This window comes from Paenibacillus dendritiformis (assembly GCF_015845845.1).
Lineage (GTDB): Bacteria > Bacillota > Bacilli > Paenibacillales > Paenibacillaceae > Paenibacillus_B > Paenibacillus_B dendritiformis_C.
On the sequence record NZ_LDIG01000171.1, the window covers coordinates 65,108 to 80,634 of the forward strand.

At 51.8% G+C, this 15,527-nt stretch carries 10 protein-coding genes; all 10 read right to left on the reverse strand.

Features of this window, described 5'->3' with window-relative positions; translation table 11 throughout:
* Positions 1-48: 48 nt before the first annotated feature.
* The 10 genes from ABD76_RS17810 to ABD76_RS17855 all read right to left on the reverse strand — a co-directional run bounded on the left by ABD76_RS17810 (position 49) and on the right by ABD76_RS17855 (position 15,526).
* Entirely contained in the window at positions 49-3,063 is a 3,015-nt protein-coding gene (locus ABD76_RS17810; RefSeq protein ID WP_197258551.1) for an S-layer homology domain-containing protein, read from the reverse strand.
* 595 nt (positions 3,064-3,658) lie between these two features.
* Complete coding sequence (locus ABD76_RS17815; RefSeq protein ID WP_197258552.1) at positions 3,659-7,291, reverse strand: S-layer homology domain-containing protein; 3,633 nt, start codon at positions 7,289-7,291, stop codon at positions 3,659-3,661.
* 197 nt (positions 7,292-7,488) lie between these two features.
* Positions 7,489-8,616: a glycosyltransferase family 4 protein gene (locus tag ABD76_RS17820; RefSeq protein ID WP_197258553.1), complete on the reverse strand. Its 1,128-nt coding sequence runs from the start codon at positions 8,614-8,616 to the stop codon at positions 7,489-7,491.
* Between the two features lie 114 nt (positions 8,617-8,730).
* On the reverse strand, positions 8,731-9,498 hold the full coding sequence (locus ABD76_RS17825; RefSeq protein WP_197258612.1) for a WecB/TagA/CpsF family glycosyltransferase: 768 nt from the start codon (positions 9,496-9,498) through the stop codon (positions 8,731-8,733).
* A 15-nt stretch (positions 9,499-9,513) separates the two neighbouring features.
* Complete coding sequence (gene csaB / locus ABD76_RS17830) at positions 9,514-10,722, reverse strand: polysaccharide pyruvyl transferase CsaB (protein WP_197258554.1); 1,209 nt, start codon at positions 10,720-10,722, stop codon at positions 9,514-9,516.
* The gene (locus tag ABD76_RS17835) at positions 10,698-12,698 is read right to left on the reverse strand and encodes a DUF5693 family protein (protein WP_197258555.1); all 2,001 of its coding nucleotides are present in this window, start codon (positions 12,696-12,698) and stop codon (positions 10,698-10,700) included. The genes csaB and ABD76_RS17835 overlap by 25 nt, the downstream gene beginning before the upstream one ends.
* 187 nt (positions 12,699-12,885) lie before the next feature.
* Positions 12,886-13,317 carry a 3-hydroxyacyl-ACP dehydratase FabZ gene (fabZ, locus tag ABD76_RS17840; protein WP_197258556.1) on the reverse strand — a complete coding sequence of 144 codons (432 nt, stop codon included), beginning with the start codon at positions 13,315-13,317 and terminating at the stop codon, positions 12,886-12,888.
* Positions 13,318-13,600: 283 nt separating this feature from the next.
* Positions 13,601-14,116 carry a CDP-alcohol phosphatidyltransferase family protein gene (locus ABD76_RS17845; RefSeq protein WP_006674815.1) on the reverse strand — a complete coding sequence of 172 codons (516 nt, stop codon included), beginning with the start codon at positions 14,114-14,116 and terminating at the stop codon, positions 13,601-13,603.
* Between the two features lie 159 nt (positions 14,117-14,275).
* A complete protein-coding gene (locus ABD76_RS17850; RefSeq protein ID WP_197258557.1) occupies positions 14,276-14,680 on the reverse strand; it encodes a DNA-directed RNA polymerase subunit beta in 405 nt (134 codons plus the stop codon).
* An 18-nt stretch (positions 14,681-14,698) separates the two neighbouring features.
* Positions 14,699-15,526 carry a flagellar hook-basal body protein gene (locus ABD76_RS17855; RefSeq protein WP_197258558.1) on the reverse strand — a complete coding sequence of 276 codons (828 nt, stop codon included), beginning with the start codon at positions 15,524-15,526 and terminating at the stop codon, positions 14,699-14,701.
* Between the last annotated feature and the right edge of the window lies 1 nt (position 15,527).

Sequence of the window (15,527 nt, forward strand, 5' to 3'; positions counted from 1 at the left end):
CTAAGGTAATAAAAAAAGAAAGCCCCATTTTGGGGCTTTCTTTTTTTATTAGTTAGCTGGGTTGTAAGTTGCTGGAAGAGTGAATTCTTTAACAGTATTGTTTGATCTGTCTTGAAGAACTTTCACATCTCCAGCATTCTTGAATTCAACAAAGATTTTGGAATCCTTATTCAACTCAGAAACATCCGTTGGAAGAGCAAAGTGAATAGTAAATACTGGGCTTGCCTCGCTTCCTTTAGTCCCAGCATCGATTTCAACAATCTTAGCTTCTTTGTTATTCACTTTAACTACAAACATATCAGGGTAGCTATTGACATTTGTGCCATAGACCTTCGAATTCACAGTAACTTGAGCTTTGTAAGTTGCATCTGTAACGGAGTTTTTTTCAATTGATACTGCCGTAGCTTCTGGTCTAATTTTACCGTCTACTGGAATGCTAGTTTTCTTGATAGGGTTGCCGAAAGTATCTTGTGTACGATCGTTAACAACTTCCAAATGAGCACCAAACAAATCAGTAGGCAATTTGTTATCACTATCGAATTTCAATGTCAATGTAGTACCGTCCAAGGAGTAAGTGTAAGGAACTTTAGTTCCAGATTCTGTCGTAACTTGGAAGTCGCTAACATCAACATTATTCAATTTACCTGTCAATTTCACTTTCAGCTCATCACGGTTAGAAGCAGTTGCATTTTCAGCAAATGTAACTTTGGATTCGCCGAGGTTTTGTACCACTACTCTGTAGTTGTCGCCATCTTTGAACCATTCGCCATCGATGTCTTTAATCAAGCTTGCTACAACAGCTGGTGTGTAAGTGGTCTTGAGATTACCATTCTTATCCAAGAAAGTTTCGCGATTCGCATCAATGCGAATTGTGTCTGGTTGCACCAGTACAGGAGTTTCATAATCATCTCCCAGCGCCTTACCAAAGACTTGGTATTTCGCTTTTACTGTAGCATCTCCATCCCCGTCCGATTTCACTGCTTTAGGGAATTGAATATAGAGATAGTCATAGTTGTTGTCGAAGTTCACCCATGCACGTGCATCCCCAGATTTCTCATCTGCAGTGATTGTCTTAGAGAAAGGAAGCATTGTGTTGTTGACATATGCATTGTCACGCACACCGTTTACTTCCAAGATGTAATCACCAGCATCCAGACGTTCAATCAAATCGATAGTAACGGTTTTCTTGTCTTTGTCGTAAACCGGCTTCGTGTAAGGTTTACCTTCGGAGTTAAGACCAGCATGCTTGAAGAATTTTCCGTCTTTATCCTTCAGGACATAGTTGTTAACATCTCTAGCGGAAGATTCTTGCAGCTCCTTGTTGAATGTGAGAACAATTTTGTGATCGTTGTTTTTCACTTCAACTTTTTCCACTTCTGGACGCTCAGAGTCCAAAGAAGGATTCACTTTAGCTTCACGGCTAGCTTTATTGTTGCTATAGTCCGTTACGCCTTCAATGTGAATCGTATTTTCTCCAAGGTACAAAGCTTTATCTCTGGAGAACTTCACAGTCACAATGTTGTCTTTAATTTCAACAACACCAGTGTTGCTGGAGTTTCCGTGATAGATTTTGTCAATCGATTTAACTGTCTCGTTAAATTCGATTTCCAATTCTTGCGGATCCTTTGCTTTAGCAGATACTACTTCTGGAGCAGTTGTATCTTCAGCAACTGTGAATGTTGTTTCAACTGGAGCAATTTTCAGACCAGAGAAGTCTTCAACATTGCTGATAGTCAGTTTATGTTCGCCAACAGACAGATCAGTGCTCACGATAGCAATGTTTGGATAAACGTATTTAACAGATGCACTTACAGTTTTACCATCAACTTTATAGTTGCTAGTAGTGTAAACGCCGGATTTCTTAACTGGCTCAGAGAATACAACTTTAAATGCCTTTGTACCCAAGCCTACAACTTCTTTAGCTTCAGGTGTTTTCACGTCAACCGGCGTGAATTTAATCTTCTGATCGAAAGTTTTGGACTTATCTTCGTTTTGAACGCCCTTAACTTTCAATTCGATTTCTTTTTGGTTCTTCATTGTAGAAGAATCTTCTTCTTTCAGAAGAATCGTTGCGGATTTTTTGTCGGCAGCCAATTTTACGCTGTCGATTTTCGCATCCTTCACTTCGTAGTTATCTGCTTTCTCAGCGGACTTAGGATCTACAGTGCCGTCGAAAGTAACAACTACTTCTTTCAGGTTTTCAGCCGTAACGGACTCGATTTTTTGAGCCGAAGTTACAACATAAGTAACCTTCGTAGTGTACTCTTTGCCTTTGTATTCGAACTTGATTTCAGTTTCTACATTGGCTTTGAGTTCTTCTTTCAGTTCGACTTTAACTACTTCCTTGTCGGACATAGTTACTTCAACGTTTTTCGCGTCGATAACTTTTGCGGACTCAACTTTAGGTCCTTTAGACAGTTCGTCAGCAGCGTAAACCGCTTCTACGAGTTGACCGCGAGTTGCGTTCGCTTTAGGATTTGCATCCTTGGAGAACAGGCCTGCGTCAACTGCAGCTTGGAAGTATTTCTTAGCCCAGTCGGAAGCGTTGTTTTCTGCGTTTTCTGGGATATCGAATTTATATCCAAGAACGAGAACTTTAGCAGCTTCTTGAATCGTGATGTTGTCGTTCGTACCGAACAGTTGCTTGGAAGCGTTGATACCTTGCATCAAGCCTTCTGCAGTAACTGCTTCGATGTATTTAGCAGCCCAGTGCTTAGGACCGTAGTTTTTGTCCTTGTAGGAGTACACGCCTTCTACTTCTTTCAAGCCGAGAGCTTTAACAACCACTTTCGCGAACTCAGCGCGAGTCAGGTTTTGCTCCAATTTTGCATCGTTAGTTCCTGGGTATCCGCTAAAAATACCAGCTTCTTTCAAAGCGTCGAATTTTTCTTGTGTCGTCTTAGCTGCTTCGGCACCGAAAGCTACGTTAGCGAACATGGAGAACGCCATAGCTACGGAAAGCAGCAGCGCCAATCTTTTCTTCATAACCTTTTTGTCTCCTCCTCTAAATTGCTTCGTTTGTTGAGAATCTTGCTTAGAAGATTGATAGCTCATTTCCCTCATTCGCCGATTCACCCCCTTCCCAGAGTAAGAGCGAATTGTATTCAAAAAATAAGTCTGCAACATGGGACATGCCACAGAAACTAGTAAACAAATGAGAATAAATAGAAATGCTCATACTACTCTAGACATTATACAATGACAAACGACTAGCGTAAAGCATATTTTTGAGAAATACAGGGAATACTAATGAATTTATCCCTTTGTTTTTCAACTTCATGTATATAAACGCGCGTTGCTCGAAAAAGTTGCGGCTTCTAAAAAAAATTCTCAAGCTTTTTCGAACGCTTCATGAAGTCTGCAAAAATACTGCTTGTCCGCCATGCATAGTGCATGGCTCTGCCCCACAATCCGCCGAGTACCTGTATGTACGAAGTTATGTAAGCAAGAACCACTCGTTGTCACAAGTGACAGTATAGCGCGAATCATTTCTTTCGTCACGGGCTAATGTTTACCAACGAGTGTAAGTTCGCCCATGAAGAACAATTTCGAACAGCCTCTCACAGAACTGGGTACAATTGCAGATGAAGAAGAGCCGAAGCGCAGTTCGGCTCTTCTCTTTATTACCCGTTGCGGGAACGGGCAAAACATTGCCTGCTTATTTCACCTTGCCCAAAATGCGTTCGCCCATGACCGCCGCGTCGGCTCTCGTCAGGTTCGACTTCGGATCGAAGCGGTACGTCGGCTTCTTCTGGCCTTCCTGCGTCTCGTTCGGAATGCCGTTGATGATGCCGGCCTTCGTAACAGCGAGGATAGGGCTTATGCTGTAATGATCGATGAGATTCGCATCGGTAAATGTCTTCTGCAGTTTGGCAAGATCCTTATCCGGATCGCCAATCTTCAAGTTCAAGGCCCGTGAAATCATCACAGCGGCTTCTTGACGCGTCAGCTCGCCGTTCGGCATGAACAGTCGCGGAGCGAGACCGCGGACAATCCCTTTGCGGGCAGCCGTCTCAATGTAGCGGTAATCCCACAGCAGATCCGGAACCTCATAGTTGACCACATCATCGAAGGTCAAGTTGTCCGGATCGTAATCCAGCGGAATATTCAGCATCTTCACGAGCATCGTCGCCATTTCGCCCCGCGTAATATTGTCATATACCCCGAACTCATTGAGGTTCTTCGCCTTCATGAAGCCGCGGGACATCATCAGCTCCAGGCTCTTGCGGGCATACTTATGCGAAATAATATCGTCATAGCTGTAGCGGACCGCGAAGACTCCATAATAACCGAAGCCGTCGAACGGCGCCGTAATGGTCTTTTTCTTCGTATCCAGCTTGCCGCCGAGATTCTCCCATGACTTGTTCGTATTGTTCCAACGCCATACGCCGACATTGCGGGCATGCTCGTTCACGATATTCGGATCATATTTAATCGTGATCGTGCCCCGTTGGGTCGGCTCCAGCCACATCCGGTCGCCGCGTTCGTAGAACTTCTTCGCTTCATCATAAGGATGCGACGGGCTGACGAGCTTATAATCCTGATTCAGGACGCTGTCTTCCGAGCTAAAATATCCCGCATCGATCCAATAAAGACTCGAACCGAGTCCGAAATGCGCCTTCGGCATCAGCACGCTGCGCGCAAATTCATCCGGATCGATCCGCCGGAGCTGACCGTCGAGGAATTCATCGCTTCCGCCGGTTACCGGCTTGCGCACGCCAACCTGGTTCTCGCGCGTAATTGTCCGCCCGTCATCCGGATCGGCGATTCCGAACAACAGGTTTTGTTTGTCGAACAGCTGGATTTCCTTCGGCGTCTGGCCCGGACGCGGGTTCATGTCGCGCAGCATCGTGCCTTTCGGCAGCTGCACAACGAGATTCCCTCCGAAGGCGGACAGCTTGCCGTTCTTGCCGATCGTCGTCTTGTACTGCGCACCCGGCAGCGCGGCATCCGCATAATTGACCTCGAAGGTGCCGTTAATCTTTTGCTTGCCCTGCATAACGGTAAATTTAATATTATTTTTGCCCTTTTTGAGCGTAATCTCGCCCCGGAAAATATCCTGCTCGCCCTTGACCAGCTCCTGCTTGCCGATAAGCACTTTATCCGCGCCTTCCGCACGAATACTTACCATTAAGAAGTTCTGGTTGACGACACTCTCGTCCGGCAGCTTCGGAGAGAGAATCTCGAACGTATTCTGTTCGCGCGTAATCTCCAGCGTCTGACGGGCTGTCGTAACCCCTTTACGCACTTCGACGGTCACGTTCTTCTTGCCGGATGTCGGGAATTCCAGGCTGTGCAGCAAGAACAAGTGGGACCCTGTCGTCGTATTCTGTTCCTTGAACAGAATCGCCGGATTCGTATTCGGGCTGCCGTTAATGAGTTCTTTCTCGTCCAACGTCGTAATCAGCTTGCCATCGATATACACGTTCATCGAGTCCGCGTTCTGGATTTCTATCCATACGTCAGCCGAACGCTCCTTCGTGACATACTCATAATCTTTAATCAGCTTAAATTTCTGCTCCGTATCTTCCTTGTTCGGATTGGTCGGATCCTGCGCCGCCGGCACCGGATACATCTTCACAATCGCCGGAACATCCTTCGAGAAGAAGAATACGGTAATGGTATAGCTGATCGGAACCCCGTTCGCTATCCCGTCGAACGTGATCTTGTTCGGGCCTGCAACCAATTCGCCCAGAGAGTGGGTGAATTTTCCCGTAAGGGTATCTACGTTGGTAAGAGGCTCTTTTTTTCCGTTAAATGTAATAGTTAGCTTGTTCAACTCTTCGCTGTTATTTAAATTAAAGTTGATCAACTGCCCTTGAATTTCAGGGAGGCCATTCGCCATATCGAAGGTCTTGCCGTCATGCACGTTCGTCAACTTGATATAAGGACCTGGCGAATAGCTTACCTTAATCTCGTATGCCTCCCCGCCGATCTCGATTTTTAGCGTTTGATCCCCGGCCGGCATCGCATCGATCCGGATCACCGGTTCGCCGTTGACGGTTGCCAAGCCGGTAGCGCTTTGGAACTCGGTGGATCCCACCTGCTTGCCGTTTTGCCAGTCGGTAATCTTAACAGGTTGACCCGTAAAATTATTCACGTCCAGCTTCAGATAAAGCGGCAGTTCGAACACCGTGCTGTTCTGCGCAAACGTCGCTTCCGCGCCGAATGACACCGTGCTTCCGCTCTCCTGCGGGTTGAACAGCTGCTTCACGCCCAGGATCTCGGCCGCATTCGCGTCTCTAACCGTGAAGTGATTGTAGAAAACATTGGTTTTGCCGTCGAAGGCGACCTTTAAGTTCAATTTATATTTGCCGGTATCCGCCGGAGAAGCGGTGCCGGCCGTCTCATACTCATAAATGATATAAGTCGAGCCCTCTTCCTTCTTCGTCACGTTCGTGATGCCGGTCTCATTGAAAATCTCGGTGCCGTCGCTGTCCTTCGTGATGACCACATCAACGGTAGGCGGCGCAGGCGTGTTGTTCTGCTGCGACTTCGGCACGATGAACTTCCCTTTGACCGTGCCGCTCACCGGAGCGGACACATAGTGGTTCGCCGTCGCGTCAATCGCGCTGGCCCCGATGAAGGTGTCATAGCCGGTAAGAACGCCATTGAACGAGATTACATGGCGCGTAATCGTATACGTCAGGTTGCCGTTGGTGGCTACGATGACGAGTTCGTTCAAGCCGGGCTGAAGCGCAATCCCGGAGGATACGAACATGCCCGCGCCGCCGTTGAACATTTGACGCCCGTTCACGGTGACCGTCGACGCGTTCGGCGCCTTGAGAGACAGGGACGCGGTATCGCCTTTCACAATCAGCGGCACGCCGGACTCAAGAATTCTGCCGTCGGACAGCTTGATATCCGAGATAGCCGGCGCATTGCTGAACTCAACATAGGCGCTCGCCTCTACGGTGTTACCGTTCGGCCCCAGACCGGTGACCGTTACAATGTTCAAGCCGGTCTTCAGCGGAACCGCGCGAAAAATAAACGAGTTCCCGGTAATAATCGGCTTCACATCGGTCCCGTATGTCGTATGCTCAATCTTCCCGTTTACTTCCAAATCAACCCGGTAGCCGATCGAACTCGAGGACACCCCGTTGAAGGTTCCTTTCACTTCAATCGTTTCGGTATTGACCTGGGTCGGATGTTCTTTCACTGTACTCAAATTGTCAAAGTGAAAATATCTGGCACCATCTTGATCCGCCGCCTTAGCGATATCCAGCGGAATCGACATGGATATCAGCGCAATGACAAGCAGCATGTACAATGGTTTAAGCCAAGCACGCATTGTATCGCCTCCATATGACTGTATTGATTCCAAACGCTACATACCCCTTTTTATCGGCTCGGCATCGCATATTTTTTAGACAATGTCCAAAATCAAGTTAAATTCTTGACGACAAAACAGTCCCGAAGCCATCTTCAAAATAGAAACAAAAAAAGCCTGCTCCGCAACAGGAGCAAGCTTGGTTTGATCACATACAATTATTTCGACCGCGAATCCGCATTGGCCTTTACGCGCATGCGATGAATCATATTCAGCAGCGGCCGCTTCGTCTTGCTGACGATGCCGATAACCTCGGCGCCGAGCTGAAGCGAGACAATCAGAATGCAGATGACGACAAACGTCACCCAGTTCGCATCATGCGAGGCCGCCACGGACTGAATAATGGCCAATACGCCGAAGAAGGAGGCAATCGCATAGATGATAAGCACCGTCTTGCGATGACTGAAGCCCAGCTCGCGCAAGCAATGGTGCAAATGCCCCTTGTCTGGCGCAAAAATCGGCTTCTTCTGCACCGCCCTGCGCACAATCGCGAAGAACGTATCCGACAAAGGAACGCCGATAATCAAGAGCGGCGTAATGAACGAGACGATGGCAATCTGCTTAAAGCCCAGCAAGGACAATACCGCCAGGCTGAACCCAAGGAACAGCGATCCGGTATCCCCCATAAAGATGTTGGCCGGGTGAAAGTTAAAGAACAAAAATCCGATAATGCTGCCCAGCAGCACGGCGCACAACAGAATCACCATCGGATTGCCCATGAAGACCGCCATGGCGAGAATGGTGGCAATGGAAATAGCGGATACGCCAGCCGCCAATCCGTCCAGCCCGTCAATCAGGTTAATGGCATTCGTCACGCCCACAATCCAGAAGATCGTGAGCGGAATCGCAATCCAGGATTCGATATTCAAATATTGATCGCCGAACGGCACATTAACGAAATCGACGGTCAGATCGAAGCCGAACACGACGACGCAGGCCGCGATAATTTGGCCGACCAGCTTCACCTTGGCCGACAATTCAAAGCGGTCATCCAGCGCCCCCGTCAGCACGATAATGGCCCCGCCGGAGAGCAATGCCCATATCAGGCTGGAATCACGGCGACCGAACAATATATCAGGAACAAATAATGCCAATAAACATAACGTGATAACAAAAGCGGCAAAAATCCCCAAGCCGCCCATGCGCGGCATAATGCGGGTGTGCACTTTACGTGCATTGGGCACGTCGACTGCACCGACTTTTATCGCGAACTTCTTGACTAGCGGCGTCAAACCGGTGGCCAGCAGCAGAGCGACCAGTCCACCAACAACATATACGGTTATCATCGGTTGTTCCAACCCCCATTTATGGTACCGGATCGAATTATACTCCGTTCATAAGGGAAACACCAACAGCAGATTATGGAGCATTCTTACGAAATCATAAGCATAGGCTCCATTTCATTGCACTTTTGTCACCTTATCTTTATCGCGCATTACTTTCCAGGCGAACTTCGGCAAGGCCAGCATGCGGCCGAAGCGCTTCGGCTCCCGAAGCAGGCGGTACAGCCATTCCAGACGCAGCCGCTGCATCCATGCCGGGGCGCGCTTGCTTCTGCCGGAGATGACATCGAAGCTTCCCCCGACTCCCATCATCAACGGAACCTGCAGCTCATGACGATGCTTCGCAATCCACGGCTCCTGCGTATCGAGTCCCCGGGCGACGAACAGAATATCCGGAGCGGCCTCGCGAATGGACTGAACGACCGCCTCATCCTCCGCTTCGCCGAAAAAGCCGTCACGCACGCCGACGATCTCGACCAGCGGATATTGCTGGCGCAAACGTTCCGCCGCGGCCCCAACCACGTCGGGCGCCGCCCCGAGAAGAAATACCTTCCAGCGGCGAACCTCGCCCGCCTTCATTAGCTCATGCAGCAAGTCGAAGCCGGTTACCCGCTCCGCAACCGGATCGCCTACATAGTTCGCGGCCCATACGATGCCTGTCCCATCCGGAATGATGAGATCAGCCTGCTTCATGACACTCATGAACTTAGGATTCTCCAACGCCTCCATTACCATGATCGGATTGGCTGTAATCAGTTGGATCGAATGCCCGCTTTCTATTACCTTCTCCAGACAGGCAACGGTATCCTGCATATTCAGCTTGGAAAAATGAATTCCATATATGGACACGGTAGGTATTTTCGCCAGACTGTCCTGTTGCCCCATCATGCATCACCCACTTTATTTCTTCTCGAGCAGCCTGCGGACGATATTCTGCGCTGGAGTCATCGCTGCGCGCTTCAACGCTTCAATCGCGTTCCGATGGGACTCCCGCCAGCTGTCGGCTTCATCCAGCAGCTTCACCAGTTCGCCAGCCGCAGCCGCGCTGTCGAGGCTGTCCGTCGAACCGGCCGCCTTCATTCCAAGCCGGTGCAGGAACTGGTCTATCTTCGGATCATAGGATATGCCGACCATCGGAACGTCCTGGGAAGCGGCATAGATAAGCGAATGCAGGCGCATGCCGACGAGCGCGCGGCAGCGGCTGACCTCGTACAGCATCGCTTGCGGGTGCTCCTGCGCCGGGCACAGGCTCATCACCGAGCCGCCGCCCGCCGCCTGCTCCTCCTGGGCTGAATCCTCGCTTCCATTCCAGGCCGGAACCTCTTCCCGCAGCAGGTCCATGACATACTGCGACGCTTCCGTATCGGCCTCCCCGTGGAACGGGAGCAGGCGCAGATGAACAGGCCGCTGGCGGGCGGCCTGCTTCAGCAGGTCCGCAATCGCCCGCATATCCGAGCGATCGTCCTTCCAGAAGCGAAGCGACACGCCGACAATCGGACGGCCGGCCGTATCGAAGCCGTTCCCGTCCCCCTCCGCATGCGGGCCTTTCTCCTTCATCGGTCCCCGGCCTTCGGGAAGCTCCAACCCCATGACCGGATCGGGAACGACATCGATGCGTTCCCGGCTCACGCCCATGCGGGCCAGCAGATCCGCCGACTCCGCATCGCGGACGGACAGATAGGCTGATTTATTGAACACGCGGCGGATATAAGGGTAGAAGGCCTGTCTTCCAACGGGCCCCACCCCTTGCGCGTAAATAAAGGTCGGCTTGCCGAACCACTGGGCCAGCTTCAATACCGCCAAATAATACGGGATCGTCTTCCAGCTGGTCGCATCCTGAAGCAGGCTGCCGCCGCCGCTGATGAGGCCGTCGCATTCACGAATCGCGCCAAGCAGTTCGGCCGGCTTCATTCGATGAGCGGCTTGCACCCCGTACAGCCGGGAGGTTGTCACCGGATCGCCCGACAGCACGATCGGCTGAATCCGGAGGCCTTCCTCCTGGCCGGCCCGCTCCAGCGCGGTCAGAATCGACAGCAGCACGGCCTCGTCTCCGCTGTTGCCGAATCCGTAATAGCCGGACAGCGCTATGCTTCGAACTTCGGCCGCCATGCCTCCCAACACCTTTCAATAATAGTCCATATCAACACGAAGATAAGAGCGACCACGATGCCGAGCCCGATGCCCAATGCGGTCCGAATCAGCGAGATAACGACCGGCGTATGGATATGAGCGAACGTATCCACCATGGACAACTGGCCAATGGATCCGATGATAAACAGATAGACGCCGAAGCGGTAGCGATAAGCGATAAAGGCGCCCGCAATCAGAAGCGGATGGGCCATCAGGAACTCCTTATTGCGCGGACGGACGCCAATCGTATTTTCCAGCAAGGCCCGGAAGGTCGCTTCTCCCGGAAGCAAGGTCCCGGCATTGCCCGTGCGGGACAAATAGAACAGCCCCACTGCGCCCACGAGGCCCAGAGCAATGACCCACACGACCGTAATCGGCATGAACAGCCATCGCTTGCCTTCCTTATATACCGATTCCCCGCGATACAGGAACACATAGAGCGCGGTCAACACGATCGGCACGAAATGAAGCAGGCTGACGCCCCGGAACTGCTCCAGCACAAGGCTGTACGTAATGTTATTCAAGAGCGCGATCACGAACGGTACCGCCATCAGCGACAATACCGTCGTGCGGAGGAACAAGCCGAGCGCCTTGGCCAACCGGGTTCCCCCCGCCGTCACGGTCGGGCTCATATCGACCCGGCGGACGGCAAGCACCATCGCGATGGTCGGCGCGCTTATCGCAACGCCCAGGGCGAGCGCCTGCTCCAACAGATTCGGCTTCAGGACGAACAAGCCGGCACTGCCGATCAGGCCGATAAGGAAGGCCGGCAGCATCACATACGGAACGAAGAACGAAATCATAAGCGCGATCATCGCGACCCCGCCAATGACGACCAGCAGCTTCGCATAGCGCTGCCATGGCGCGTCGACGACCTGGAACGCTTCCGCTTGGCCAAATGTATATCCATTCGCTTCAATCGAAGCGAGGGCATGCCCCGGCTCCTTCAAGCTGTGCAGCATATTGTCAATCGAATTGACGATTTCCGCTTTGGTGAAGTCCTTTTTCACTCCGATATTGAAATAAATCATCCGAATATTCCGGTCCTTCGTGGCGAGCGACAAGCGATCACCCAGCACATCCGGCTCATTGAACGCTTCCTGATCGGTAATGGAGTGCAGGCGGATGACATTATAATCCGTCAAATACGCCAGCTTCTTCATTCCCTTTTGCTCCACCTTCAAGCCTTCGATGGCGGCAATCGCGATATCATATTTTTTCAACAAATCGGCAAAGGCAGTCAGGCTATTCATTTCCAGATCATCATTGAAGCCCCTGACCGACTCCCCGTCGAAAATAATCGTCTTCACGCCGATATCGTGGAAGCCCTTCAACTGCGCTTCCACCTGCTCCTGATTGTAGGGCAGCGCGTCGGACAGCCGCGGCACGATGTGGAAGCCTTTGGCGAGCAGCTGCTCGATCGCTATCGGATCCTGCGGCAGCGGCTTCATGGACGCGCTCTCTACGGGCGCCTCGATAATCAGGCCATCCCGTCCGCTCCACAAGCGGACATTAATATCGAGACCGAGGAACGTTTTCTCGATCATCGGAGACAACCGCTCCGCATTCTCCGGACTCGTGAAGAGCACATATGTATAATTTTCATTGAGCGGCGGCGTCTTCTGATCAAGCAGAGCCGCATCTTGAGAGTTATACAGCAGGATTCGGTTGGCATTGCGAAGCTCGGCCAACGAGCTCTCGAACATGGCCATCGAGCCGATGCCGGCTTGCTTCAGCCGATCGAGCTGTTCATTCATATACTTCGCCGGTTGAGGCGCATAAGCGGCCGCCTCCACCAGATTGCGGTAATTCACGACCAATTCCACTTGATTCGACGATTGCTCCGTCTGAACCCGCTGGACAGCAACCGGTATGGCCGCCACCAATCCGACGATGACAAGCAGCCAGAGCCACTTTTTCATGCGGCGGTTCCCTCTTTCCAACTGTTGAAGCACGAAGTTCCCTCCTTAATCCAATACCGGCACGGATGCCCCATGTCGAAAAAGCCCGTCATCACTCGAGAGCATATGACCTCGTTCGACAGGAACAAGACATAACGATTCGATCACGGATCGCTTATCGTATAGAATAACCGAACCATGCCGAATCTTTGCATGAATATTCCCATTCCGTACCTTTCTTTTACGTGCGGTCCGCCAGCGCGAACATCAACTCGCCCTCTGCCACAACCTGGTCGCCGACCTTGGCTGCGGCTTGCCCTTTGCCGACGCTTCCTTTGAGACGGGTAATCTCGACCGATAGCGTCAACGTATCCCCAGGCACAACCTGTCCGCGGAACCGGAAATGATCGATCCCGGCGAAGAAGGCCAGCTTCCCCCGGTTCTGCTCCAGCTTCAAAATCGCAACGGCTCCGACCTGAGCCAACGCTTCCACAATCAATACGCCAGGCATGACCGGATAGCCCGGAAAATGACCGGCGAAATGCGGCTCGTTCATCGTGACATTTTTGAGGCCGACCGCGCGTTTTCCTTCTTCCAGCTCCACAATCCGATCCACCAGAAGAAATGGATAGCGGTGAGGGATGATTTCTTGAATTTGTTCAATATTCAGCATGTGCGCATGCTCCTTTCGATAAATTCGGGACTCGCATGAATAAAAGCGTTCCTTCCCGTCTACACTAACATCATCCTTCAATGACTGCAGGCGTGAAGGTTAAGATAGAGAGCTTCCCCAGCGGCGAGGCGCTGTTACGGGAGGCTCTTTGTATTCTCATGGCTGTGAACACGCTCTTATCTTCTGCAGGACAAGACCGCATATTGCCGGTATCCGGCTTCTCTCTAATGGTTACAGTTTATTCGCTGCCTTTTCTGTGTCGCGAGGCATGGGCTCACCGCCGTTATGCTTCGCTCTTTCGGTTCACGCGGACGACGAGCACGAGATACATGAAGGTCGTGACGAAGGAGAACAGGATAACGCCCCATAAGATGGCATGCGCTTGCGGCCATTGAAAATAGATGAACAAAATGGCGATGTAATACAATACCGTCGTCAGCTTGCCCATCCAGTTGGCGGGAACCGTTCGCTTGCCCTTAAAATGCATCAACGCCGCTCCCGCGATCATCCCCGCATCGCGCACCAGCATCGCCAGCGCCGCGGCGATAGACAAATCGCCGGCCCACAGCAATGACAGCATGACCGTCAACATCATCAGCTTGTCTGCCAACGGATCAAGCATCATCCCTACCGAAGTCACCATATTATGCTTGCGGGCCAAATACCCGTCCAGGATATCCGTCACTCCCGCCAACAGCCAGATTCCAAACGCGGCGAACCGCTCACCGAAGAAGAACAAAGTCAAAAAGACGGGGATAAGAACGAATCGAACCATGGTCAGCGCATTAGGCAAATTCAAACGTAAGACCCCCATATTACAGTTCCTCCAACTCATTATACATGCCTGCTATTAAAATGAAAACCGCACACGCACAGGCTCGGACCGGGCCACATCGGCGCCGGAGTCCGGCCGGAAAAAGAAAAACATAGAAAAAACCCCGCCAAGGCGGGGCCAACATCAGGCAAACACCAGTTGAAACAGGTGTCTCCATGTATCAAAATTGAGCGCTTCCGCCACCGTGCCCTTACCTACAACGACGTATCCGGTAATCAACCCTGCAATCAGCGTCAAAAGGCATATCAGCGGAACGATAACCAGACGGACCAACCATTTGACCGAGCTGCCCGCTTTCTTTTTCGCGGTCCCCTTCGATTGTCCCTCTGTTTTCTCTGTGTCATTACGGCGCTGCGGCTTGCGTGCGGTCGTCCGCTCCGCCGCTGCATGCTGCCGAGCCGGTCTCGGCGCATCCGCATGTCCCGGAGCCCGCGGAACCGTCTCCTCTCCCCGTCTGCGCGCAAGGCGCTGCAGCGAGATATCCTGCTGCTCCGGCTCGAAATCCGGCAGCTTCTTCTCGTCACTCATTGCTATTCACCTGCTTCATTACGCACGCAGACTATTGGCCAGCCCCCACATCGCATCGCCCGACATCAATGCCCGCGAAGCCAACTGATAGGCCCGCTGCGCCTGAATCAATTCCGCCATCTCGTCCGCCATCGACACGTTCGATTCTTCCAGCATGCCCTGCATCACATAGACATGAGGCGCATTCGGATCGGAACGATCCCCGGTCAGATTCAAGGTCTCCACGATCGTGTTCCGGTCCGCTCCCTGAGGCAGCACATACAGATTGTTCTCCGTCTGCACGAGCAGCTCCGGCTTCAGCGGCCGGACAACCTTAAGCTGTCCGAGCTCTTCGTCCGGCTCGCCTGTCTTCACGGCGAACACCCGGCCAGCCTCATCAATCTTCATCTCATAGCCGGCCGGAATGCGAATCTCCGTATCGTTCGTGCTCATTACGGGATGACCTTCGGCGGAAGCAAGAATCCGTTCATCCCCATCCATTATATAATGGAAAGAACCTTCGCGCATCCATGCCGTGCCGGTTGGAGTGCCCACTTCGAACAGCGCGTTCCCCTGCAAGGCCACATCGGTGCTGACCCCGGTATGCTGCAGCGAGCCTTGGCTCATGTCGCGGCTCAAGCCGGTCAGCTTGGAGCCGTACCCGAGCGTATACCCCATCGGAGTGACCCGCCCAGGCTGCCGAAATTCTTCATTATGGCGCTGCACATTCGTCAGCACGTCGGCGAAGGATGCCGTCTTCCGTTTGTATCCCTTCGTATTCAAGTTCGCTACATTGTCCGCGATAATGTCCAGCTTCCGCTGCAGACCATTCATCGAGACCGCAGCCGCTATCATCGTCTGATTCATG

Coding starts and splice junctions, on each gene's coding strand:
- ABD76_RS17850 (WP_197258557.1), bottom strand. CDS start 14,680: ATGAGTGACGAGAAGAAGCTGCCGGATTTCGAGCCGGAGCAGCAGGAT.
- ABD76_RS17820 (WP_197258553.1), bottom strand. CDS start 8,616: ATGATAACCGTATATGTTGTTGGTGGACTGGTCGCTCTGCTGCTGGCC.
- ABD76_RS17855 (WP_197258558.1), bottom strand. CDS start 15,526: ATGAATCAGACGATGATAGCGGCTGCGGTCTCGATGAATGGTCTGCAG.
- ABD76_RS17815 (WP_197258552.1), bottom strand. CDS start 7,291: ATGCGTGCTTGGCTTAAACCATTGTACATGCTGCTTGTCATTGCGCTG.
- csaB (WP_197258554.1), bottom strand. CDS start 10,722: ATGGCGGCCGAAGTTCGAAGCATAGCGCTGTCCGGCTATTACGGATTC.
- ABD76_RS17810 (WP_197258551.1), bottom strand. CDS start 3,063: ATGAGGGAAATGAGCTATCAATCTTCTAAGCAAGATTCTCAACAAACG.
- fabZ (WP_197258556.1), bottom strand. CDS start 13,317: ATGCTGAATATTGAACAAATTCAAGAAATCATCCCTCACCGCTATCCA.
- ABD76_RS17825 (WP_197258612.1), bottom strand. CDS start 9,498: ATGGGGCAACAGGACAGTCTGGCGAAAATACCTACCGTGTCCATATAT.